Origin of the sequence: Kitasatospora sp. NPDC058492 (assembly GCF_042720685.1) — a bacterium.
GTDB lineage: Bacteria > Actinomycetota > Actinomycetes > Streptomycetales > Streptomycetaceae > Kitasatospora.
In genome coordinates, this window is record NZ_JBHXMU010000081.1 from 1 (window position 1) to 22,357 (window position 22,357).

Annotated in this window: 17 protein-coding genes and 1 pseudogene; 6 read left to right on the forward strand and 12 right to left on the reverse strand. The window is 75.0% G+C overall.

Translation table 11 applies throughout. The annotated features are described in order from the left end of the window. Window positions 1-588 (reverse strand): DUF6350 family protein (locus ACFWPI_RS35075; protein WP_380425264.1); only part of this gene is annotated, 588 nt, incomplete at its 3' end. 132 nt (window positions 589-720) lie between these two features. Here ACFWPI_RS35075 and ACFWPI_RS35080 point away from each other — a divergent pair. Then, entirely contained in the window at window positions 721-2,448 is a 1,728-nt protein-coding gene (locus ACFWPI_RS35080; RefSeq protein WP_380370180.1) for a sigma factor-like helix-turn-helix DNA-binding protein, read from the forward strand. Between the two features lie 235 nt (window positions 2,449-2,683). Here the strand turns inward: ACFWPI_RS35080 and sucD are convergent, their stop codons facing one another. From sucD to ACFWPI_RS35105, 5 genes are all read right to left on the reverse strand, one after another. After that, window positions 2,684-3,568 (reverse strand): succinate--CoA ligase subunit alpha, encoded by an 885-nt coding sequence (sucD, locus tag ACFWPI_RS35085; protein ID WP_063349021.1) that lies wholly within the window; start codon window positions 3,566-3,568, stop codon window positions 2,684-2,686. Window positions 3,569-3,587: 19 nt separating this feature from the next. Beyond that, the gene (gene sucC / locus ACFWPI_RS35090) at window positions 3,588-4,760 is read right to left on the reverse strand and encodes an ADP-forming succinate--CoA ligase subunit beta (protein WP_063349020.1); all 1,173 of its coding nucleotides are present in this window, start codon (window positions 4,758-4,760) and stop codon (window positions 3,588-3,590) included. A 302-nt stretch (window positions 4,761-5,062) separates the two neighbouring features. Then, complete coding sequence (locus tag ACFWPI_RS35095; RefSeq protein WP_063349019.1) at window positions 5,063-6,226, reverse strand: VWA domain-containing protein; 1,164 nt, start codon at window positions 6,224-6,226, stop codon at window positions 5,063-5,065. Between the two features lie 20 nt (window positions 6,227-6,246). Further along, complete coding sequence (locus ACFWPI_RS35100) at window positions 6,247-8,628, reverse strand: DUF5682 family protein (protein ID WP_380370176.1); 2,382 nt, start codon at window positions 8,626-8,628, stop codon at window positions 6,247-6,249. Further along, window positions 8,625-9,737 carry an AAA family ATPase gene (locus ACFWPI_RS35105; protein ID WP_380370173.1) on the reverse strand — a complete coding sequence of 371 codons (1,113 nt, stop codon included), beginning with the start codon at window positions 9,735-9,737 and terminating at the stop codon, window positions 8,625-8,627. The genes ACFWPI_RS35100 and ACFWPI_RS35105 overlap by 4 nt, the downstream gene beginning before the upstream one ends. Before the next feature lie 150 nt (window positions 9,738-9,887). On the opposite strand from ACFWPI_RS35105, the gene ACFWPI_RS35110 reads away from it, so the two are divergent. Together ACFWPI_RS35110 and ACFWPI_RS35115 are read left to right on the forward strand one after the other, a co-directional pair. Then, window positions 9,888-11,186 (forward strand): SWIM zinc finger family protein, encoded by a 1,299-nt coding sequence (locus tag ACFWPI_RS35110; RefSeq protein WP_380370170.1) that lies wholly within the window; start codon window positions 9,888-9,890, stop codon window positions 11,184-11,186. Between the two features lie 28 nt (window positions 11,187-11,214). Continuing rightward, the gene (locus tag ACFWPI_RS35115; protein ID WP_380370167.1) at window positions 11,215-12,816 is read left to right on the forward strand and encodes a DUF5691 domain-containing protein; all 1,602 of its coding nucleotides are present in this window, start codon (window positions 11,215-11,217) and stop codon (window positions 12,814-12,816) included. A gap of 110 nt (window positions 12,817-12,926) precedes the next feature. Here the strand turns inward: ACFWPI_RS35115 and ACFWPI_RS35120 are convergent, their stop codons facing one another. Then, entirely contained in the window at window positions 12,927-13,334 is a 408-nt protein-coding gene (locus ACFWPI_RS35120; RefSeq protein ID WP_063351339.1) for a cobalamin B12-binding domain-containing protein, read from the reverse strand. A gap of 369 nt (window positions 13,335-13,703) precedes the next feature. Here ACFWPI_RS35120 and ACFWPI_RS35125 point away from each other — a divergent pair, with 369 nt between their 5' ends. Then, window positions 13,704-14,552, forward strand: a complete 849-nt coding sequence (locus tag ACFWPI_RS35125) for a peptidoglycan DD-metalloendopeptidase family protein (RefSeq protein ID WP_380370163.1) — start codon at window positions 13,704-13,706, stop codon at window positions 14,550-14,552. Window positions 14,553-14,558: 6 nt separating this feature from the next. Here ACFWPI_RS35125 and pcrA read toward each other — a convergent pair whose 3' ends face one another. The 3 genes from pcrA to ACFWPI_RS35140 form a co-directional block, all read right to left on the reverse strand. Beyond that, window positions 14,559-17,186, reverse strand: coding sequence for a DNA helicase PcrA (gene pcrA, locus ACFWPI_RS35130; protein ID WP_380370160.1), 2,628 nt, complete (start codon window positions 17,184-17,186; stop codon window positions 14,559-14,561). A 117-nt stretch (window positions 17,187-17,303) separates the two neighbouring features. Next, window positions 17,304-17,981 carry a response regulator transcription factor gene (locus ACFWPI_RS35135; RefSeq protein WP_063349012.1) on the reverse strand — a complete coding sequence of 226 codons (678 nt, stop codon included), beginning with the start codon at window positions 17,979-17,981 and terminating at the stop codon, window positions 17,304-17,306. Then, window positions 17,974-19,302 carry a PspC domain-containing protein gene (locus tag ACFWPI_RS35140; protein WP_380370278.1) on the reverse strand — a complete coding sequence of 443 codons (1,329 nt, stop codon included), beginning with the start codon at window positions 19,300-19,302 and terminating at the stop codon, window positions 17,974-17,976. The genes ACFWPI_RS35135 and ACFWPI_RS35140 overlap by 8 nt, the downstream gene beginning before the upstream one ends. Before the next feature lie 263 nt (window positions 19,303-19,565). Here ACFWPI_RS35140 and ACFWPI_RS35145 point away from each other — a divergent pair, with 263 nt between their 5' ends. Both ACFWPI_RS35145 and ACFWPI_RS35150 read left to right on the forward strand, forming a co-directional pair. Then, window positions 19,566-21,002, forward strand: coding sequence for a PspC domain-containing protein (locus tag ACFWPI_RS35145; RefSeq protein ID WP_380370156.1), 1,437 nt, complete (start codon window positions 19,566-19,568; stop codon window positions 21,000-21,002). Further along, the gene (locus ACFWPI_RS35150) at window positions 20,999-21,208 is read left to right on the forward strand and encodes a hypothetical protein (RefSeq protein ID WP_380370153.1); all 210 of its coding nucleotides are present in this window, start codon (window positions 20,999-21,001) and stop codon (window positions 21,206-21,208) included. The genes ACFWPI_RS35145 and ACFWPI_RS35150 overlap by 4 nt, the downstream gene beginning before the upstream one ends. A 16-nt stretch (window positions 21,209-21,224) precedes the next feature. On the opposite strand, the gene ACFWPI_RS35155 is transcribed toward ACFWPI_RS35150, so the two are convergent. Both ACFWPI_RS35155 and ACFWPI_RS35160 read right to left on the reverse strand, forming a co-directional pair. Then, window positions 21,225-21,674 carry a Rieske (2Fe-2S) protein gene (locus tag ACFWPI_RS35155; protein ID WP_380425267.1) on the reverse strand — a complete coding sequence of 150 codons (450 nt, stop codon included), beginning with the start codon at window positions 21,672-21,674 and terminating at the stop codon, window positions 21,225-21,227. Window positions 21,675-21,716: 42 nt separating this feature from the next. After that, window positions 21,717-22,277 (reverse strand): annotated as a pseudogene (locus ACFWPI_RS35160) (DoxX family membrane protein); the annotation flags it as partial. Window positions 22,278-22,357 lie beyond the last annotated feature (80 nt).

The window sequence follows — 22,357 nt, forward strand, 5'->3', positions numbered from 1 at the left end:
GGGGCGGAACGGCGCGGGCAGCCGGTCCAGCAGCGGCCACGCCGGGCGGCGGGGCGGGGCGTCGGGGCCGGCGGCCCGGGCCGAACGCGCGCCCGCCGCCGTCGCCAGCCCGGCCAGCAACCCCACCACCAGGACGTCCGGCAGCACCCTGGCCCGGAACAGCCCGGCGCCCGTGCAGTGCAGCACCACCGCCACCGCGACCGCGCAGTAGCCCGCCCAGACCGCCGCCGGGCCGCCCCAGCGCGGCCGGGGCCCGCGCCGCGACGCCACCGCGGCGGCGGCCCGGTACAGCTGAGCCACCGCCAGCACGCCCAGCAGCAGCGGGGTGACGGTCAGCGGGGCGCCCGCGTCCCCCCGCAGCACCGGCGCGCCGTGCCCGAGCAACCACAGCGCCCCCGCCAACCGGGTGGCGCCGGTCGCCCCGTTGTCCGCGTACGGCGTCGCCACCCAGAGCCCGAGCACCGGCACCCCGACCACCGCCAGGCCGACCAGCGCCGTCCGCACCCCCGCCAACAGGTCGGCCGGCAACGGGCGTCCGCCCAATTCGCCCGGCAGTTCCAGGATCGGACGGCCCATCAGCTGCGTCATACGCCTCATGGTGCCAAGGCGACTCGCCATGCCCCGTGAAGCGGCAAACCGCCGCCGTGTCCCAGATTATTGGCTTATGCGCATTTTCAGACCCGATCCCCAAGCCGCCGGCGCACCGGCCCGGAGCGTCTGATGACCACGCCACCCACCGCCGAACACCCCGCCGGCGCCGACTCCCCCACCCCCGAGAACCGCCCCCGCAAACCCCGGGCCACCCGCCCCGACCAGGACGCGGCGCGCCCCCTACGGAAACTGACGCCCCGTGAGGCCCAGGTGCTCGCCCACCTCGCCGCCGGTCGCGACCTCCCGCAGGCGGCCGCCGCCCTCGGCGTCACCCCGGCCACCGCCCGCAGCTACGTCCAGCGGGCCATGCGCAAACTCGGCGCGGCCACCGAGGCCGAGGCCGTCGCCCTCACCACCGCCCGCCCGAAGAGCCCCGACCCCGCACCACCCGGCCCCACACCACCCGGCCCCGACGCACCCAGCCCCGACGCGCCCGGCGACGCCCAGGCGGACCCTGCCGCCGACCCCCGTACCCCCGACCCCGCGCCGCAGCGCCCGCCCGTCCTCGGCACCGGAGGAGAGCACCCCGGCCCGGCCGCCCACCCCGCCCACGCCCCCACCCCCGCCACCGACGCCGCTAGCGCCCCGGCGGCCCCGAACGCCCCGGGAGAGCGCATCAGCACACCCGCCGCCACCACGACACCGCCGGGCACCCGCGACACCCCGCCCGCGGCACAGACCCGACCCGACGACCCGGCCACCGGCACCGGGCGGCCCGCCCGCGCGGCCACGCCGGCCGACGACGAGCGGGCCGGGCCGGCCGGGAGCTTCGAGGAGTTGTACGAGCAGGCGCACACCCGGCTGGTGCAGCAGGTGTTCCTGCTGACCGCCTGCCGGCACCGGGCGGCGCACTGCGTCCGGCTGGCGTTCGGGGCGGCGCGCCGGGGCTGGGCGGAGGTGGCCGCGACGGGGGATCCGGAAGGGTGGGTGCGGGTACGGGCGTGCGAGCTGGCGCTGTCCCCGTGGCACCGGGGCGGGCCCCGGCGGATGCACGCCTGGAAGCTGCCGCACCGGCGGATCCGGGTGCGGCCGGCGGACGAGTCGCAGGCGGTGCTGCCCGATCACGACCGGCTGACCGACCGGGACCGGGCGCTGCTGAAGGCACTGCGGCGGCTGTCCCGGCCGCAGCGCCGGGCGCTGGTGCTGCACGACGGGCTGGGCCTGCCGGCGACGGCGGTCGCGGTGGAGGTGGAGTCGACGCTGGCGGCGGCCGAGGGGCGGGTGTGGGCGGCCCGGGTGGCGCTGGCCCGGTGGGTGCCGGAGCTGCTGGGGCCGGATCCGGCGGCACCGGGGTTCGCGGACGGCCTGAGCGGGCTGCTGCACCGGGCGGCGGTCCGGGGCTGCCCGCAGCCGCACCGGCCGCCGGTGCCGGTGCTGCTGGCCCGGCACCGGCTGTGGACGGCGAGCCGGACGGGGGCGGCGGCGCTGCTGACGGCGGCGGTGGGCGGGGCGGCGCTGGCGACGCTGGTGGGGATCCGGCCGGTGACGCTGTTCCGGTCCCCGGAGCCGCCGGAGCCGGCGATGTGCCTGTCGACGGCGAACGCGGGCGTGCCGGGCGCGCCTGTTGTGCCTGGTGTGCCGGCGCTGCCGGGCGGGCCGCCGAACGTCGTCCGCAGCCTGTGGTGCAGCCCGACGCCGGGGGTGGAGGCGGTCGTGGTGGAGTCGGCGCCGCAGGCCGCCGCGCGGTGGGAGCTGCCGGCGGTCGCCCGGGGGGCGGGCGCCCCGCCGCCGCAGGGCCCGGAGGTCTGCCCGCTGTGGTCACCGCTGCCGTGCACGACCGGGTCGACACCGTACTGACGGCGTCCGCGAACGCGCGAGCGCCCCTGCCCGTGAAAGGGCAGGGGCGCTAGGGCCTGTCCGGTGGATCTTGCCGGGCGCGCGACGCCGGGCATCCCGCCTGGACGCACGTCCGAATCATCCAAGTACGTCCAGTACGAGGACGACTCGGACGCACGCCCAGCCGGGCGCCCAACGCCGCGCGCTGATCCGACAAGATCCGCCGGACAGGCCCTGGCTACGCAGTCGACCGACGTCAGCCGGCGATGATCTCGCGCGCCAGGCGGGCGGTCTCGGACGGCGTCTTGCCGACCTTGACACCGGCGGCCTCGAGGGCCTCCTTCTTCGCCTGGGCGGTGCCCGAGGAGCCGGAGACGATGGCGCCGGCGTGGCCCATGGTCTTGCCCTCGGGGGCGGTGAAGCCCGCGACGTAGCCGACGACCGGCTTGGTGACGTGCTCGGCGATGTAGGCCGCGGCACGCTCCTCGGCGTCGCCACCGATCTCACCGATCATGACGATGAGCTCGGTCTCCGGGTCCTCCTGGAACGCCTTGAGGGCGTCGATGTGGGTGGTGCCGATGACCGGGTCACCGCCGATGCCCACGGCCGAGGAGAAGCCGATGTCCCGCAGCTCGTACATGAGCTGGTAGGTCAGGGTGCCCGACTTCGAGACCAGACCGATCTTGCCGGAGGTGGTGATGTCGGCCGGGATGATGCCGGCGTTCGACTGTCCGGGGCTGATCAGGCCGGGGCAGTTCGGGCCGATGATCCGGGTCTTGTTGCCCTTCGAACCGGCGTACGCCCAGAAGGCGGCGGTGTCGTGCACCGGAACGCCCTCGGTGATGACGACGGCCAGGCCGATCTCGGCGTCGATGGCCTCGACGACGGCGTCCTTGGTGAACTTCGGCGGCACGAAGATGACGGTGACATCGGCACCGGTCTTCTCCATGGCCTCGGCGACGCCGCCGAAGACGGGCACCTCGGTGCCGTCGACGTCGACCGTGGTGCCGGCCTTGCGCGGGTTGACACCGCCGACGATCTGGGTGCCGGAGGCGAGCATGCGGCGGGTGTGCTTCATGCCCTCGGAGCCGGTCATGCCCTGGACGATGACCTTGCTGTCCTTGGTAAGGAAGATAGCCATGGTGTGAAAGTCCCCTTCCTTACTTGTTGGCCAGCTCGGCGGCGCGGTCAGCGGCGCCGTCCATGGTGTCCACGCGCTGGACCAGCGGGTGGTTGGCGTCGTCGAGGATCTTGCGACCCAGCTCCGCGTTGTTGCCGTCCAGACGGACGACCAGCGGCTTGGTGACGTTCTCGCCCTTGCTCTCCAGGAGCGCGAGGGCCTGCACGATGCCGTTGGCGACCGCGTCACAGGCGGTGATGCCGCCGAAGACGTTGACGAACACCGACTTGACGTCGGGGTCGCCCAGGATGATCTCCAGGCCGTTCGCCATGACCTCGGCGGAGGCGCCGCCGCCGATGTCGAGGAAGTTGGCGGGCTTGACGCCGCCGTGGTTCTCACCGGCGTAGGCGACCACGTCGAGGGTGCTCATCACGAGGCCCGCGCCGTTGCCGATGATGCCGACCTGGCCGTCGAGCTTGACGTAGTTCAGGCCCTTGGCCTTGGCGGCGGCCTCCAGCGGGTTGGCCGCGGCCTTGTCCTCCAGGGCCTCGTGCTCGGGCTGGCGGAACTCGGCGTTCTCGTCCAGCGAGACCTTGCCGTCAAGCGCGATGATCTTGCCCTCGCCGGACTTGATCAGCGGGTTGACCTCGACGAGGAGCGCGTCCTCGGCGATGAAGACCTTCCACAGCTTCTGCAGGACGTCGGCAACCTGGTCGGCGATCTCGGCCGGGAACTTCGCCGCGGCGACGATCTCGGCGGCCTTCTCCGGGGTGCAGCCCTCGTTGGCGTCGACCGGGATCTTGGCGAGCGCGTCGGGGTTCTCCTCGGCGACGACCTCGATCTCCACGCCGCCCTCGACGCTGGCCATCGCCAGGAAGGTGCGGTTGGTGCGGTCCAGCAGGAACGAGACGTAGTACTCGTCCTTGATGTCCGCGGTCTGGGCCAGCATCACCTTGTGGACGGTGTGGCCCTTGATGTCCATGCCGAGGATCGCCTCGGCCTTGGCGACGGCGTCAGCCGGGTCGGAGGCGAGCTTCACGCCACCGGCCTTGCCTCGGCCACCCACCTTCACCTGAGCCTTGACGACGGCGCGGCCGCCGAAGCGCTCCGCGATGGCGGCAGCGTCTGCGGCGGTCTCGATCACATCACCGTCAAGCACGGGCACACCGTGCTTGGCGAAGAGGTCCCTCGCCTGGTACTCGAACAGGTCCACGTGTTTGTCCTTGTTCGTGGTCGCGGATTGTGTCTCTACGAGCGTGCCACGGCAGGATCTTCGCTGCGGGTCGTCGGGGCGGTGCGGGTACGCAGAGGTACGGCCTTGCGGCCCACACAGCCACGGGCGCACACGTCAATCAACACGCGCGTCACGTCCGTCTGGCAGGTTATCCCCGTACGACGGGACTGTTTCGCCCGGGGCCTGCCCGTCCGTGGTGAGAACCGTCACAGACAGCCTACGGGGGCGGTCGGCGCACCCCCCGTCCGCCGGTCGGCCGGTTCGCACGTCCGGGTGAATCCTCACACTCCTTGGTCAGGCACCGGCAGCGGGCGCTTCTCGATCGCCGCGGCCATGATCTCCGGAAAGGCGTCCGGGGTGCAGGCGAAGGCCGGGGCCCCCAGGGCGGCCAGGGCGGCGGCGTGGGCGTGGTCGTAGGCGGGCGCACCTTCGTCGGAGAGCGCCAGCAGGGCGATGAACTGGACGCCGGCCGCCTTCATCGCGGCGACGCGCTTGAGCATGCCGTCCCGGATGCCGCCCTCGTAGAGGTCGCTGATCAGCACCACCACGGTCTCGGACGGCCGGGTGATCCTCGACTGGCAGTAGGCGAGCGCGCGGTTGATGTCGGTGCCGCCGCCGAGCTGGGTGGCGAACAGGACGTCGACCGGGTCGGTGAGCTGTTCGGTGAGGTCGACCACCGAGGTGTCGAAGACGACCAGCCGGGTGTCCAGCGTGCGCATCGAGGCGAGCACCGCGCCGAACACCGCCGAGTGCACCACCGACGGGGCCATCGAGCCGGACTGGTCGATGCAGAGGATGACGTCCTTCTTCACCGCGCGCTGGGCGCGGGCGTAGCCGACCAGCCGCTCGGGCACGACGGTGCCGTGCTCGGGCAGGTAGTTCTTCAGGTTGGCCCGGATGGTGCGGTCCCAGTCGATGTCGCGGTGGCGGGGCCGGTTGACCTTGGCGCTGCGGTCGAGGGCGCCGCCCAGGGTGGCCCTGGTGCGGTCGGCGAGCCGGCGCTCCAGATCGGCGACCACCTTGCCGACCACGGCCCGGGCGGTCTCCCGGGTGGTCTCGGGCAGCGCGTGCTTGAGCGACAGCAGGGTGCCGACCAGGTGCACGTCCGGTTCGACGGCCTCCAACATCTCGGGTTCCAGCAGCAGCCGCTCCAGGCCGAGCCGGGCGATCGCGTCCTGCTGCATCAGCTGGACGACGGTGGACGGGAAGTACTCGCGGATGTCGCCCAGCCAGCGCGCCACCTGCGGGGCCGAGCCGCCCAGCCCGGCGCTGCGCCGGCCGCCGCGGGCCCCCCGGCCGCCCTCCTCGGGCGCGCCACGGTAGAGCGCGGCCAGCGCGCCGTCCATCGCGGCGTCCCGGCCGCGCAGGGCGCAGCCGGTGCCGTCGGCCTCGCCGCCGAGCACCAGCCGCCAGCGGCGCAGCCGTTCGTCGGTCGTGGTCGCCATCAGGTCCTCCTTCACGGGTGTCAGGTGTTGCGGCCGGCGGCCTGCCGGGGGATCCGGGGGCGGGCGCCGAGCAGCAGGGCCACCACCGGGACGGCGGCGTCGGCCCGGGCCGGGTCGAGGGTGCCGCCCGGGGTCGGGGCCGCCGGGGCCTCGCCGAGCGGGCCGGCCGCGACCCGACCGCCGATGGTGCTGCGGACGCCCGCCTCCAGCCCGGCGAAGGTGCGGCGCAGCAGCGGCAGGACGTCGGTGAAGACCTCGCCGGGCACGCCGGTCAGCCACTCGTCGAGCAGGGCGAGCAGGCGCGGGTCGTGCAGCAGCAGGGCGCCGCCGCCGGTGAGGAAGCCCTCGATCCAGCCGGCCGCGTCCGCCGGGGCGTTGGCGGTGGACAGGACCAGCCGCAGCCGGCCGGCGGCCTCCTCGGAGTCGAGCCGCCCGTCGTCCAGCAGCAGCCGGACGGCGCGCCCGCGCAGCAGGCCGGGGGCGCCGGTGGCCGGGCCGCCGGCCGGCTCGCGGCGGGCCAGCGAGCGCAGGGCGGCGGCCCAGCGGTCGGCCAGGGCCTCGGAACCGTCCGGGCCCGGGGAGGCTGCCGGGGCGTCCGGGCCCGCTGATCCGTCCGGGGCGTCCGGCTCCGGACGGGCGGCCGGGCCGAGCAGGCCGATCGCGCCGTGCACCTCGTCGAGCCGGCCGCGCATCGCCGCCGCCCCCTCGGCGTCCAACCCGACGCAGGCGGGCGGCAGCCCGACGCAGATCCGGTCGGCCAGGCCGGTGGCGACCTCGCCGAGCGCGCCGTGGTCGGTGCCGCGCACGTCGCCGTAGCGCAGCGCCCGGACCAGCGCGGGCAGCGCCCCGGCCAGGTGCGCGACGTCGGTGTCCAGCGCGGCGCAGTCGGCGAGCACCCGCATCACGGCGGGCAGCGCGCCGGCCAGCCCGGCCAGCAGGCAGGTCTCCACCAGCCCGGTCAGCTCGGCGAGTTCGACGGCGGCGCGGGCGGTGCCGACGGCCTTGCCGGTCGCCGCCTCCTCCACCGTGGTGCCCCACTGGGCGGCCTCGGCGATCCGGACCGCGAACTCGGGCTGCCAGCACAGCCGCCAGCTCTCCCGGAACGTCCCGGTCGAGTTGACCGCCGAGCGGGCCGGCACTCCCCAGTCGACGCCCAGCAGCCGCAGCCGGTGCAGCAGCCGCGAGCGGGCCGCGTCGGTGTCCTTGCGCAGGTCGAGGTCGAGGTCCTTCGGCGCGGCCTCGGGCTTGAGCCGCAGCGTGCGCTGCCAGCGGGTGAGGTCCCGCTGGAGCGGCACCGCCGGTGCCGCGTCCGGGACTTCGCCGAGCGCGTCGCCGACCACCAGGCGGTCCCGGACGAGCTCCAGGGCGACGTCCGAACCCTCGCAGAGCACCGCGCGGACGGCGTCCAGGGTCTCGGTCAGCCCGGCCAGCGGGCGGCCGCGCAGCACCGCCAGCGTGCGGGCGAGCCGGACCGCCTCGATGACGTGGGCGGAGGAGACCGGGTGGTCCTCGGCGCGCAGCAGTTCGGCGGCCCGGGCGAGCCAGCGCGGCACCGGATCGCCCTCGGTGCCGAACAGGTGGTGGTACCAGCCCGGTGACTGCACGCCCGCGCCGTAGCCGGTGGCCTGGGAGAGCCGGCGGTGCGTCCACGGCACCCAGGTGATGTCCGTCCGCACCTTCCGCGGCAGTGCGGCGAGCAGCGCCCGGTCGTGCGCGACCGTCGGCAGCACCGCCAGCGCGGGCACGTGGAAGGCCCCGCACACCACGGCGATCCGGCGGTGCCCGGCGCGGCGGGCGGCCCGGATCTGCTGGCGCATGTACGCCTCGCGCAGGTCGTCCCGCCGGGACTCGCCGAGGCCCTCCGCGCGCAGCGCCGCCATCGCCTCCGCGACGGCGGCGAACGGCGCCAGCCCGTCCGGGTCGTCCGCGCCGTCCGCACCGGGCGCGCGGTGCTCGACCACGTCCTCCCACCAGCGCTCCGGGTCGTCGTAGCCTGCCGCCTCGGCGAGCAGCGCCAGCGGGTCGGCGACCGGCCCGGCGGGCTCCCCCGGCTCCCCGGCCTCCCCCGCCTCGGCGGCGGGTCCGAGGCCGTACCCGGCGGGCAGGTCGATGAAGCGGACCGGCAGCTCCCGCTCGACGCCGTAGCGGATCGCCACCCATTCCGGGGAGAACTCGGCGTACGGCCAGAACGCGGCCCTCGCCGGGTCGTCCACCGCGTGGGCCAGCAGCGCGACCGGCGGCACCAGGCCGTTCCCGGCCGCGAGGTGGACGATGCCGTCGGCCTCCGGCGGGCCCTCGATCAGCACCGCGTCCGGCCGCCACCGCTCCAGCGCGGCGGCCACCGCCCGGGCCGAGCCCGGACCGTGGTGCCGGATGCCGAGCAGCGCGACGTCCGCGGTCATCGCACCTCCTCGCGGGCGGCCCGGTAGAAGTCCTTCCAACCGTCGCGCTCGCGCACCACCCCTTCGACGTACTCGCGCCACACCGCGTGGTCCGCCACCGGGTCCCGGACGACGGCGCCGAGGATGCCGGCCGTCACGTCCCCGGCGCGCAGCACGCCGTCCCCGAAGTGAGTGGCCAGGGCGAGGCCGTTGGCCACCACCGAGATCGCCTCCGCCGTGGAGAGGGTGCCGCTCGGGCTCTTGACCTTCGTCCGCCCGTCCGTCGTGATCCCGGCCCGCAGCTCGCGGAACACGGTGACCACCCGCCTGATCTCCTCGGCGCCGCCGGGCAGTTCGGGCAGCTCCAGGGAGCGGCCGAGCTGGTTCACCCGGCGGGTGACGATGTCGACCTCCTCCTCCAGCGAGCCCGGCAGCGGCAGCACGACGGTGTTGAACCGCCGGCGCAGCGCGCTGGACAGCTCGTTGACGCCGCGGTCGCGGTCGTTCGCGGTGGCGATCACGTTGAAGCCGCGCACCGCCTGCGTCTCGCCGCCCAACTCCGGCACCGGCAGCGTCTTCTCGGACAGGATGGTGATCAGGCTGTCCTGCACGTCGGCCGGGATCCGGGTCAGCTCCTCGATCCGGGCGAGCTTGCCGTCCGCCATCGCCCGCATCAGCGGCGAGGGCACCAGGGCGTTCCGGCTCGGGCCGTCGGTGAGCAGCCGGGCGTAGTTCCAGCCGTACCGGACGGCCTCCTCCGGGGTGCCGGCGGTGCCCTGCACCAGCAGGGTGGAGTCGCCGCTGACCGCCGCGGCCAGGTGCTCGGACACCCAGGTCTTCGCGGTGCCGGGCACGCCGAGCAGCAGCAGCGCGCGGTCCGTCGCCAGGGTCGTGACGGCGACCTCCACCACCCGGCGCGGGCCGATGTACTTGGGGGTGATCGGGGTGCCGTCGGGCAGTTCGCCGCCGAGCAGGTACGTCGCCACGGCCCACGGCGAGAGCTTCCAGCGCTCCGGGCGCGGACGGTCGTCCTGCGCGGCCAGCGCGGCCAGTTCACCGGCGAAGGCGTCCTCGGCATGCTGCCGCAGAACGTCGGTCACGGGGGCTCCTTCGGGTCGGCCGCCGGGCACACGGGTGCCCTCGGCGGCAGGGTGATCGGGGGGAGCTGGGGCCGGCGTCCCGGCCTGTGGGAACCACCCTGCACCCCGGCACTGACAAACCCCGGGGCGCTCCCGACGGGCGGTCAGCCGATGTCAGTGCCGCCGCCTACCGTCGGTCGCATGGAGGAACGCTGGAGCACCGAACACGTCCTGTCCCTGGCACCTGACGCCGCGTCGCAGAAGGCCGCCGGCAAGCTCTCCTCGCCCGCGCCCTGGTCCGGGGCGGGCACCGACGGCACCGCGCTCTGGGGCGAGTGCAAGGGCAGCGGCAGCACGCCGTACCGCACCGTGATCGAACTCGCCACGCCCGCCTACCAGTGCAGCTGCCCCAGCCGGAAGTTCCCGTGCAAGCACGCGCTCGGGCTCCTCCTGCTGTGGAGCGGCGCCCCGGAGGCCGTCCCGGCCGCCGAACCCGCCGCATGGGCGGCCGACTGGCTCACCTCCCGCGAGGAGCGCGCCGAGAAGCGCGCCGCGCCCCCCGCCGACCCGGCCGCTGCCCGCCGCCGGGCCGAGCGGCGCGGTGCCCGGGTGGCGGCCGGCGCGGCCGAGCTGCGGCTGCGCCTGGCCGACCGGATCCGGCACGGCCTGGCCGACCAGTCCACCGCCGGGCCCTGGGAGGAGGTCGCCGCCCGAATGGTCGACGCCCAGGCCCCCGGCCTGGCCACCCGGGTCCGCGAACTCGACGCCGCCCCGCAGGACCGGCTCCTGGAGGAGTACGCGATGCTGCACCTGCTCGCCACCGCCGCCACCCGCGTCGACGAACTGCCGGCCGAACTGGCCGCCACCGTCCGCACCCGGGTCGGCTACCCCACCGACACCACCGAGATCCTGGCCGGCCCCACCGTGCGCGACCGCTGGCAGGTGCTCGGCAGCCGCGACTCCGCCGACGAACGGCTCACCACCCGCCGGGTCTGGCTGCGCGGCGCCAAGACCGGCCGCCCCGCCCTGCTGCTCGCCTTCGGCCGCCCCGGCCAGGCCCCCGACCTCGCCCTGCCCACCGGCCACCTGCTGGAGGCCGACCTCGCCTTCCACCCCGGCGCCCGCCCGCTGCGCGCCGCCCTCGGCACCCGCTACGGCGCCCCCGAGCCCGGCCCGGCCGGCCCGCCCGACGGCCTCACCGTCGCCGAGGCGGTCGCCGGCTACGGCACCGCCGTCGCCGACGACCCGTGGCTGGACAGCTGGCCGACCGTCCTCACCGGCGCCGTGCCCGTCCGCACCCCGGACGGCTGGTACCTGACGGACGGCCACCACACCCTGCCCGTCCGCACCTCGGCCCTCCCGGAGGCGGCCCTGTGGCGGCTGGCCGCGGTCTCCACCGGCCGCCCGCTGACGGTCTTCGGCGAGTACGGCCACCAGGGCTTCGCCCCGGTCACGGCCTGGGCCGGCCACGACCGCCCGATCGGCCTCACCACCGTCTAGCGTCCAGAACACATCAGGAGCACCGAAGATGACGATCACCCAGGACCCGTGGGAGACCCTGCACACCACCGCCCTGCTCGGCACCGACCGCCGCCCGCTCCCGGCCACCACCCTGCCGCTCGCCGACACCGTCGACCAGGCCGACCCGGCCACCGCGCTGCTGGAGCTGGCCGCCCTCGCCACCGTCCGCCGCCGGGCCGGCGCCCTGCCCGTCCCCGCCGCCGGACCACCCGGCCCGCCCGCGCCCGAGGACGGGCGCCCCGAGCTGCCCGCGGCGGCCGCCCGCCGGCTCACCGTCCTGCTGGCCGGCCGGTCCGGCGGCAGCGGCGGCGCCACCCTGGCCAACCTCGCCGAACTGCTCCCGCAGTGGCTCGCCACCGCCCGCGCCCGGGGCCTGCGCCCGCCCGGCGCACTGATACCCGGCCTGCTCGACGCCGCCCGCGCCCGCAGCGAACTGCGCTCCGACGCCGTCGCGCTGACCGGACCACTGGGCCGCTGGCTGGCCGAACAGAACCCCGACTGGCGCTTCGTGCTGCGCACCGCCGCCCCCGACCCGGCCGAGCAGCCCGGCGGGCCCGTCGACCACCAGCTGTGGCACGAGGGCCTGTTCGCCGAGCGGGTCACCCACCTCACCCTGCTGCGCCGCCGCGATCCGGCCGCCGGCCTGGAGCTGCTGAGCGGCACCTGGTCCACCGAGCGCGCCGAGGACCGCCTGCTCTTCCTGGACGCCCTCCAGGACGGCCTCTCCGCCGCCGACGAACCCTTCCTGGAGGCCGCCCTCGGCGACCGCAGCAAGAACGTCCGCGCCACCGCCGCCGAACTGCTCTCCACCCTGCCCGGCTCGGCCCTCGCCCGGCGGATGGCCGAGCGGGCGAGGACCGCCGTCCGCCTCGCCGCGGCCGGGACGCACCTACTGGTCACCCCGCCCGCCGAGTGCGACGCGGCCATGCAGCGCGACGGCATACCGCCCAAGTCCCCCACCGGACGCGGCGAACGGGCCTGGTGGTTCGGCGAAGTGATCGCCGCCGCACCGCTGCGACTCTGGCCCGAGAGCACCGGCCTGACACCGGAGCAGCTGCTCGCCCTGCGGGTCGGCGACAGCATCGACGAGACCAGCAGCAGCTGGGCCGACGACCTGCGCGAGGCCTGGGCGCGCGCCGCCGTCCGCCAGCACGACGCCGACTGGGCCCGGGCGCTGCTCGGCCCGGCGCCCGCACCGCCCGCCCGCGGCGCCGGACGGGCCCGCGCCCCCCGCGTCACCGGCGCCCCCGCCAAGCTGCTCGCCGTCCTCCCACCCGAGGAGCGGGCCGCCTGGACGGCCGCGTTCATCGAGGTGCACGGCCTGGGCGAGGCCTTCCAACTGCTCGGCGCCTGCGGCACGCCGTGGACGCCGCCGCTGTCCACCGCCGTGGTGACGGCCCTGGCCCGCGCCGCCGGCTCCGGCGCGTACCCGTGGAGCCACAGCGGGGTGCTCGGGATGACGGAACGCGCGCTCGCCCCGGAGACGGCGGCCGCCGTGGAGGAGCTGGCCGCCGGGGCCGCGCCCGACTCCGCCTGGTCGGAGACCTTCGCCCGGCTGGCCGGAACGCTGCGCTTCCGGGCCGCGATGCTCGCCGAACTCGACGCCTGACGTCCGACGCCTGGCACCTGGCACCCGCTCCCGAGGCGGCAGAACGACGGAACGACGGGACGGGCCGGCCCCGCCGAAGCCTGGGGCCGGCCCGTCCCGCACCGTCAACCTCAGCCGGCCGCCCGCAGGTTGGCCGCGACCCAGGCCACGACGTCCCGGGTGGACGTGCCCGGGGTGAAGATGTCCGCGACGCCCATCGCCTTGAGCTCGGCGATGTCGTCGTCCGGGATGATCCCGCCGCAGAAGACCTTGATGTCCGCCGCGTCGCGCTCCTTCAACAGCTCCAACACCCGTGCGCACAGCGTCATGTGGGCACCGGAGAGGATCGACAGCCCGATGCCGTCCGCGTCCTCCTGGATCGCGGTGTCGACGACCTGCTCGGGCGTCTGGTGCAGCCCGGTGTAGATGACCTCCATACCGGCGTCGCGCAGGGCACGCGCAATGACCTTGGCGCCACGGTCGTGACCGTCGAGCCCCGGCTTGGCGACCACCACACGGATCGGCCCCGACACACTCATGACTGCCTCCTGGACCTCGTCGTCCACCATCCGACCGGACCTCGCGGGCCACGGGTGCGGTTAACGGCCAATAACCAACCTGAGGGGAGGTTAGCGCCACCCGGCCCGGTTGGCCGCGCCACCTCCCAAGAGGAGGGCAAAGTCACAGCCCCCGGCCTTGCTACCAGTGGGTATGCCCGTCCACCCGGCCACCGCACAGACCCCCGGCCGACCTCTTGACAACCGGAGGTTTTTCCGGGGCGTCGGCCTTGCGGCTACAGTCTCGGCTGATTTCTCCCCGCTTCCCCCGTACCGCTTTTCCCTGCCGCTTTCCCCGCCGCTCCCCCTGCCCGACGACGCGCCCCAGGCCCACCGAGGAGGCAGCCCCCGATGGCTCCCGACGCAGCCGCCCGCCCGACCCGTGCGGAGCTGCGCCTCGCCGCCCGCGAGCAGTCCCGCACCCAGCGCCGCGGCGCCGCCAAGGCCGCCACCAGAACCGCACTGCTGCGGGTCGCGCTGCCGTCGGTGGCCGCACTCGGGGTCGCCGCCGCGGCGGCCGTCACCGTGCGGGGCGAGGCCGATCAGCACGCCCAGGCGGCCGGCCGGACGGCACGGACGGCGGTCGACGCCCCGGACGCCCAAGACAACCCGAACAACCCGAACAGCCCGGACAACCCGGCCGACGGCGGCGCCGAGGCCGCCAAGACGGCCGCCCGGCAGGCGGTCGCGGCCGGCGACCCGGCCCAGGCCTCCCGCGGTGACGCCCGCCAGCCGCTGGCCGGCGCCCAACCCGCCGACGCCCAGGGCACCCCGGGCGCGCAGCCGAGCGCCGAGCCCGTCAAGCCCAAGGTGGTCATGCCGGTCGCCCGGCACGGCCTCGGCGAGCTGTTCGGCGAGGCCGGCACCCACTGGGCCAACCGCCACACCGGCATCGACTTCCCGGTGGACGGCGGTTCCGAGGTGATGGCCGTCACCGACGGCACGATCCGCACCCAGTGGAACCCGTCGTACGGCTACATGACGGTGCTGAAGATGCCCGACGGCACCGAGGCCTGGTACTGCCACCTGCGGGCGTACAAGGTCCGCAAGGGGCCGGTGAAGCAGGGCGACGTCATCGCCTTCGTCGGCAGCAGCGGCAACAGCACCGGGCCGCACCTGCACTTCGAGATCCGCCCGGCCGGCAGCGGGCCGGTCGACCCGCTGCCGTGGTTCCTCTCGAACGGGCTCGACCCCCGCTAGGGAAAGCTAGAGCTTCTCCACCGGCGCGTAGCGCAGCAGCAGCTGCTTGCGGCCCTCCGAGCCGAAGTCGACCGTGGCCTGCGCCCGGTCGCCGACGCCGGTGACGCCCACCACCGTGCCCAGCCCGAAGGTGTCGTGGGTGACCCGGTCCCCGACCGCGAGCGAGACGGCGTCCCGTTCGACGGCCTGACCGCCGCGCCGCGCCGACTGCCCCCAGCCCGCCTTCGGCTTCGACGAGGCCGGCGAGCCCGAAGAACCCGACGAGGAGCGCGAACCGCCGCCCCCCGACGAGGACTTGCCCCAGGACGACCCCGAGGAGAAGCCGCGCGCGGCCGGCGCCTGCGCCGCCCCCCGCCGCTTCCACTCCACCAGGTCCTCCGGGATCTCCTCCAGGAACCGCGAGGCCGGGTTGTACGCGGGCTGCCCCCAGGCGCTGCGCAGCACCGAGCGGGTCAGGTAGAGCCGCTGCCGCGCCCGGGTGAGCCCCACGTAGGCGAGCCGCCGCTCCTCCTCCAGTTCCTTGACCTGGTTGAGCGCCCGCATGTGCGGGAAGATCCCGTCCTCCATGCCGGTCAGGAAGACCACCGGGAACTCCAGGCCCTTGGCGGTGTGCAGGGTCATCATCGTGATGACGCCCCGGCCCTCCTCGTCGTCCGGGATCTGGTCGGAGTCGGCGACGAGCGCGACCCGTTCCAGGAAGTCGGGGAGCGAGCCGACCGGCGGGGTGCCCTCCTCGTCGGCGTCGGGCCGCTCGCCCGGGTCCTGCTCGTACTCCAGGGCGACGGAGGCGAGTTCCTGGAGGTTCTCCACCCGGGTCTCGTCCTGCGGGTCGGTGGAGGCCTGGAGTTCGGCCAGGTAGCCGGTCTCCTCCAGGACGGCCTCCAGCACCGCGGCCGGGCCCGCGCCCGATTCGACGACCTGCCGCAGCCCGGCCATCAGGACGTTGAACTTCTTCACCGCGTTGGCCGAGCGCGCGGCCATCCCGTACGCCTCGTCGACGCGCAGCAGCGCCTGGGCGAAGGAGATCCGCTCCCGTGCGGCCAGCGCGTCGACCATCGCCTCGGCCCGTTCGCCGATGCCGCGCTTGGGCACGTTGAGGATCCGGCGCAGCGGCACGGTGTCCTCCGGGTTGGAGAGCACCCGCAGGTACGCCAGGACGTCCCGGACCTCCTTGCGCTCGTAGAAGCGCACCCCGCCGACCACCTTGTACGGCAGGCCGACCCGGATGAACACCTCCTCGAACACGCGGGACTGGGCGTTCGTCCGGTAGAAGATCGCGACGTCGCCGGGCTTGGCGTCGCCCGCGTCGGTGAGCCGGTCGATCTCGTCGGCGATGAACTGGGCCTCGCCGTGCTCGTCGTCCGCGACGTAGCCGACGACCTTCTCGCCGTGCTCGCCGGCCGTCCAGAGCTTCTTCTCGCGCCGGTTGGCGTTGCGCTCGATGACGGCGTTGGCGGCGCTCAGGATGGTCTGCGTGGAGCGGTAGTTCTGCTCCAGCAGGATCGTGGTCGCGTTCGGGTAGTCCTCCTCGAACTGGAGGATGTTGCGGATCGTCGCGCCGCGGAAGGCGTAGATCGACTGGTCCGCGTCACCGACGACGCACAGCTCGGCCGGCGGCACCTCGGACAGGCGCCCGGCGGCCGGGTTCACGAACTCCCCGTCCACGGTGCGCTTCGGCGCGGCCGCGACGGATCCGCCGCTCAGCTCGCGGACGAGCATGTACTGGGCGTGGTTGGTGTCCTGGTACTCGTCGACCAGGATGTGCCGGAACCGGCGCCGGTAGTGCTCCGCGACGTCGGGGAAGGCCTGGAGCAGGTTCACCGTCGTCATGATGATGTCGTCGAAGTCCAGCGCGTTGGCCTCGCGCAGGCGCCGCTGGTAGAGCGTGTACGCCTCGGAGAGCTTCTTCTCCATCGGGTTGGCGGCCTGGTCGGCGAAGGTCTCCTCGTCGATCAGCTCGTTCTTCAGGTTGCTGATCTTCGCGGTGAAGGACTTCGGCGGGAACTGCTTCGGGTCCAGGTCGAGGTCGCGGCAGACCAGCGACATCAGCCGCTGCGAGTCGGCCGAGTCGTAGATCGAGAAGCTGGAGGTGAAGCCCAGCACCTTGGACTCGCGGCGCAGGATCCGCACGCACGCGCTGTGGAAGGTCGACACCCACATCGCCCGGGCCCGCGGGCCGACCAGCGCCTCGACGCGCTCGCGCATCTCGCCGGCGGCCTTGTTGGTGAAGGTGATCGCCAGGATCTCGCCCGGCTGCACGCCGCGGGCGCCCAGCAGGTGGGCGATCCGGTGGGTCAGCACCCGGGTCTTGCCGGAGCCGGCGCCGGCCACGATGAGCAGCGGCGAGCCCGCGTGCAGCACCGCCTCGCGCTGCGGGTCGTTCATGCCCTCCAGCAGCTGTGCCGGATCCACCACCGTGCGGGCGGCGCCGTTGCGGTACCAGGCGTCCCGCGCGGTCTCGGCGGCGTGGTCGGTCTGGAACAGCCCCTCCGGGATGGCCTCCTCGTAGGCCTCGTACGGGGCGTCGTCCTCGTACGGCGGGGGCTCCTCGTCGAGGGGCACGGCGGGCTGCTTCGACCCGGCGGCGGGTGCCTCGAAACCGGGGAGCGGGAGGTCGTCAAAGAGGCTACTCATGGCACTCCGAGTCTATGGCCACCCACCGACAAGCCCGCCCGGCCCGGAGAGAACCGGACCGGACGGGCTCGCGACCGGGGCTCAGCAGCACATGGACTCGGCCGCCCGGGCCGGGGCTCAGACCAGCCGGCGGGCGGTGGCCCAGCGGGTCAGTTCGTGCCGGTTGCTCAGCTGGAGCTTGCGCAGGACGGCGGAGACGTGGCTCTCGACCGTCTTCACCGAGATGAAGAGCTGCTTGGCGATCTCCTTGTACGCGTAGCCGCGCGCGATCAGGCGGAGCACCTCGCGCTCGCGCTGGGTGAGGCGGTCCAGGTCCTCGTCGACCGGCGGGGTGTCGGTGGCGGCGAAGGCGTCCAGGACGAAGCCGGCCAGCCGGGGCGAGAACACCGCGTCGCCGTCGGCGATCCGGAAGATCGCGTTGACCAGGTCGGTGCCGGTGATGGTCTTGGTGACGTAGCCGCGCGCGCCGCCGCGGATGACGCCGATCACGTCGTCGGCGGCGTCCGACACCGACAGGGCGAGGAACTTGACCCCGCCCTGCTCTCCCATCAGCCCGGCCGAGCGGCGCAGCACCTCGACACCGCCGCCGCCGGGCAGGTGGACGTCGAGCAGCACCACGTCCGGCCGGGTCTCGGCGACGACCCGCACCGCCGACTCGACGTCGTCGGCCTCGCCGACCACGTCGATGCCGGTCGCCTCGGTGCGGCCGATCTCGGCCCGGACCCCGGTGCGGAACATCCGGTGGTCGTCCACCAGGACGACTCTCGCGGTGCGCTCCGGCGCTGCCTCAGTCATTCGTTCTCTCCATCTCCAGCTCGACCTCGGTCCCGCCGTCCGGCGCGGGCCGCACCCGTGCGGTGCCGCCGTTGCGCTTCATGCGGCCGATGATCGACTCCCGTACGCCCATCCGGTCCTCGGGCACCGTGTCGGGGTCGAAGCCGGGACCGTGGTCGCGGACGAACACCGACACCGTCTTCCCCTCCACCTCGGCGTAGACCTGGACCGGTCCCCCGCCACCGTACTTGGCCGCGTTGACGGTCGCCTCCCTCGCGGCCTGCATCTGGGCCGCGATCCGGTCGTCCATCGGGCAGTCGCCGACGATCACGACCTCGACCGGGACGCCGTGCCGGTCCTCGACCTCGGCGACGACGGCGCGCAGGCTCTCCGCCATGGTGTCGGGAGCGGCCTCGGCGGCGGCCTCCGGGCGGTACAGCCACAGCCGCAGCTCGCGCTCCTGGGCACGGGCCAGCCGCAGCACCTCCTTGGGGTCCTCGGCCCGGCGCTGGATCAGGGTCAGGGTGTGCAGCACCGAGTCGTGGACGTGCGCGGCGATCTCGGCCCGCTCCTGGGCGCGGATGCGGGCGGTGCGCTCGGCACCGAGGTCCTGCCACAGGCGCAGCCCGTACGGGCCGAGCAGCACCAGCACCCCGGCGAGCACCGCGAGCGAGGCCTCGACCACCGAGCCGAGCGTCGAGCCGCTGCCCTGCATGGCGAGGAAGGCGATGGTGCCGGCCACCACGAGCAGCACGCCGGCGCCGACCCGGGTGTAGGCGCCGCGCCGCTTGTCGCCCTCCTCCAGGCCGAACCAGCGCTGCCAGCGCGAGTCGTCGGCCTGCCGCCAGACCAGCGCGACGCCGACGCCGATCGCCAGCAGCGGCCAGGTGTACGGCTTGGCGGTCTGCAGGCCGAGCGCGTTGAGCAGGGCGGTGATGCCGATCACCATCATCACCAGGGCGGCGAGCTGGCCGAGGCCGCCCTGCCCGGTCTTGCCGGCCGCGCTGTCCTCCCCCTCAGCGGGGGCCGCGGCCGGCTCGCCCTGGAGGGCGTGCTGGAGCAGTTCGCGCAGCCGGCCGAGCCAGCCGCCGCGGCCCTTGCTCAGCGCGCCGCCCGGCTGCTGCCCCGACCCGGTCGGGACGAAGACGCCGTTGACGTACACCCAGTGGGCGGCGCCGCGCTGCGCGGGCTCGCCGATGCCGATCGGCACCACGAACCAGAACGCCGCGTACAGCAGGGTACCGATCCCCTGCGCGAAGAACAGCAGCACGAACGCGAGCCGCACCCACCGCACCGGGAGCCCGAGGTGCACCGCGAGCCCCTGCGCGACGCCGCCGAGCATCCGCCCCTGCGGGCTGCGGTAGAGCCGGCGGTACGGCGGCCGCCCGCCGTCGGGCGCGGTCGGGTCGGTGCCGCCCGCCGGCACGGCGTCGGGGGCGAGGGGTCGGGGGTCGGAACCGGGTGCTGCCACGCCACCGATGGTTCCACGCCCGCGCACGCGGACGCATCAGGGTGTGTCCCTGACCCCTTCTCAGGGACAAGTCAGGGTCCGGACAGGGCTCGCACCGGTTGGGCCGGGCCGGGGCAGCCGGGAGGATGGTGCCCATGACCGACGACCACCGCATCCAGGAGACCGGGCCCGCCGCCCCGCCGGAACCGGAACGCCCCCCGCTGACCAGGACCGAGCACCACCGCGTGGTGGCCGGCGTCTGCGGCGGCCTCGGGCGGCACCTGGACATCGACCCGGTGGTCTTCCGGGTGGTCACCGTGGTGCTCTGCCTCTCCGGCGGCCTCGGGCTGTTCCTGTACGGCCTGGCCTGGCTGATCGTCCCCACCGAGCCGGTGCCGGACGGCCGGGGCGGCACCCGGCACGGGCGCACCGAACTCCAGCGGGTGCTCACCGGCCGGGTGGACGGCCAGTCGGTCGGCGCGGTGCTGCTGGCTGTGATCGGTACCGGGGTGTTCTTCTCCTCGATGGGCCAGGACGACCAGCTGTTCCCGCTGCTGCTGCTCGCCGGACTGGTCTTCCTGGCGGTGCGCTACGACCCGGACCGCCGCCGCGGCCGGGCGCGCCGACGCCGCCCCGGCGGCCCGTACGACCGCCACCACCCCGACGGGGAGCAGTACGGCCCGTCCCCGTGGTCCGGGGCGGAGGACGACGAGGCCGCCCGCGCCCGGCACGCGGCCGAGCGCGCCGCCGGAACGGTGCCCGCCGACTCCCCGGCCCCCGGCCCGACCGGCTACCTGTGGGACCCGCGCCACCCCGAGCGCAACCCGTACGGCGCCGGCCCCACCCCGCCGTTCGGCACCCCGGTGCCGCCGGCGGGCGGCCCGGCCCAGCCCTGGTGGCAGCGCGTCGACCTGCCCGCGGGCGACCCGCTGCGCAAGGACGGCCCGGCCTGCCGGCCCCGGCCCGCCGCCGCCCGGCACCCCCGGGAGCGGTCCGCGCTCGGCTTCTTCGGCCTGCTGCTGGCGATCGGCGCGGGTGCCGCGGTCTGGTCCGTCTCGGCCGGCCACACCAGCGTCACCGTGCTGAGTGCGACCGTGCTGGCCACCGCGCTGCTGGTGATCGGCCTGACGCTGCTGATCGGCTCGAAGTTCGGCCGGGCCCGCAAGCTCGCGGTGACGGGCCTGATGCTCACCCTGGCGCTGGTCTTCGTCGGACACTCCCCGGACTCCATGCGCAACGCCGTCGGCCAGCGCGACTTCACCGTCATCGCCTCGGCCGACCTCCAGCCCCGGTACTCCCTGGGGGCCGGCCAGCTCCGGCTGGACCTGAGCGGGCTCGACCCGGCCGGGACCACCCTCACCAGCAAGGTCGAACTCGGCGCCGGCGAGCTGACCGTCGTCCTGCCGCCGGACGTGACGGTGAACCTGGTGGCCCGGGTGGGCCTCGGCGACGTCTCCGCCCCCGGTGACCGCAACGACGGCACCGGCCGCCACACCTACCTGCTGCCACCCGGCAGCGGCCATCCGTCCAAGGGCACATTCGATCTCGAACTCGCGGTCGGGATCGGCAACATCAAGGTGGTCCAGCAGTGAGGAAGCACCGGCTCGACCTGTTCTCGCTGATCGCGGGGGCGCTGTTCAGCACGATCGCGGTGGTCTACCTGGTCGCGGCGCTCAACGACCAGGCGGTGAACGGCCGGATCGTCATCCCGGTCACCTTCATCGTGCTCGGCCTCGGCGGCCTGGCCGGCGCGGTCGCGGCGGTCACCCGGCGCGGCCGCACCGACCGCCAGGACTGAACGCGCCCGATCAGGCTCAGCTCTGCAGCGGCCCGAGGTTCAGCTTGTCGCCGGCCTGGGTGACGGTGTACTTCGGCAGCGGTTTGACCGCCGGCCCGTTGACCACCGCGCCGGTGGCGGCGTCGAACCGGGAGCCGTGGCAGGGGCAGTACAGCTGGCCGTTCTTCGGGGCGTCGACCGCGCAGCCGGAGTGGGTGCACACCGCGGACAGGCCGCAGTACTGGCCCGCCTTGGGCTGCACGATGTAGACGGCGTCCCCGGTGGCCGGGTCCTTGACCTGGGCCGAGCCGCCGACCGGCACGCTCGCGGCGGCCACCGAGGGGGCCGGTCCGGACGGCGCCTGGGTGGTGGCCGGGGCCGCGGACTGCTTGGGCGCGGAGTGCTTGGCCCGGCCGAAGGTCCGGGTGAGCGAGCCGGTGAGCAGCCCGGCGCCGCCGATCGCGACGGCGGCGATCCCGCCGTCCACCAGCGCCCGGCGCCTGACGCGGTCCTCGCCCAGCCCGCGCCCCCGGTCCCGGCCGGCCCGCCGGGCGAGGTAGCCGTCCACCGACAGGTCCGGGGTGCCGGCCAGCAGCAGCGGTGTCCAGGCCATCAGGTAGCCGAGGTCGTTGCCCAGGTAGTACGGCGAGACGCTCCAGCTGATGGACAGCCAGAGGCTGAGGTTGATCATCGCGCCGCCGAGCGCCGCGACCCGGCCCCAGAGGCCGAGCAGGGTGCCGAGGCCGACCGCCAGCTCGCCGAAGGCGACGGCGAGCGCGAACAGGGTGGGCGCGTCCAGGGCGGCGCCGAGCAGGAAGGAGATCGGGCTGCCGCCCTTGACCGCCTGGGCCTGCGAGACGAACGACGCCGGGTCGGCCGCCCCGGCCAGGTAGTGCGCGTCGGACAGTTTGTCGAGGGCGGCGTACACGAAGGTGACGCCGAGGAAGAGCCGCAGCGGCAGCAGCGCGTACCGGGACGCGGACGCCCGCCACTGCGCCGCCCGGTCGGCCAGACCGGCCGCTCCCCCGACACCCGCTCCCCCGACGCCCGCTTCCCCGTCACCCGCCACGGAGTTGCCAGCCTCCGACATCGCTCACACCTTCCCTCGCGGCCCGCCACTCCCTGACAGGTCCGGTCCGCATTCTGCCCGCTCCCGATCGCTTTCGGTGG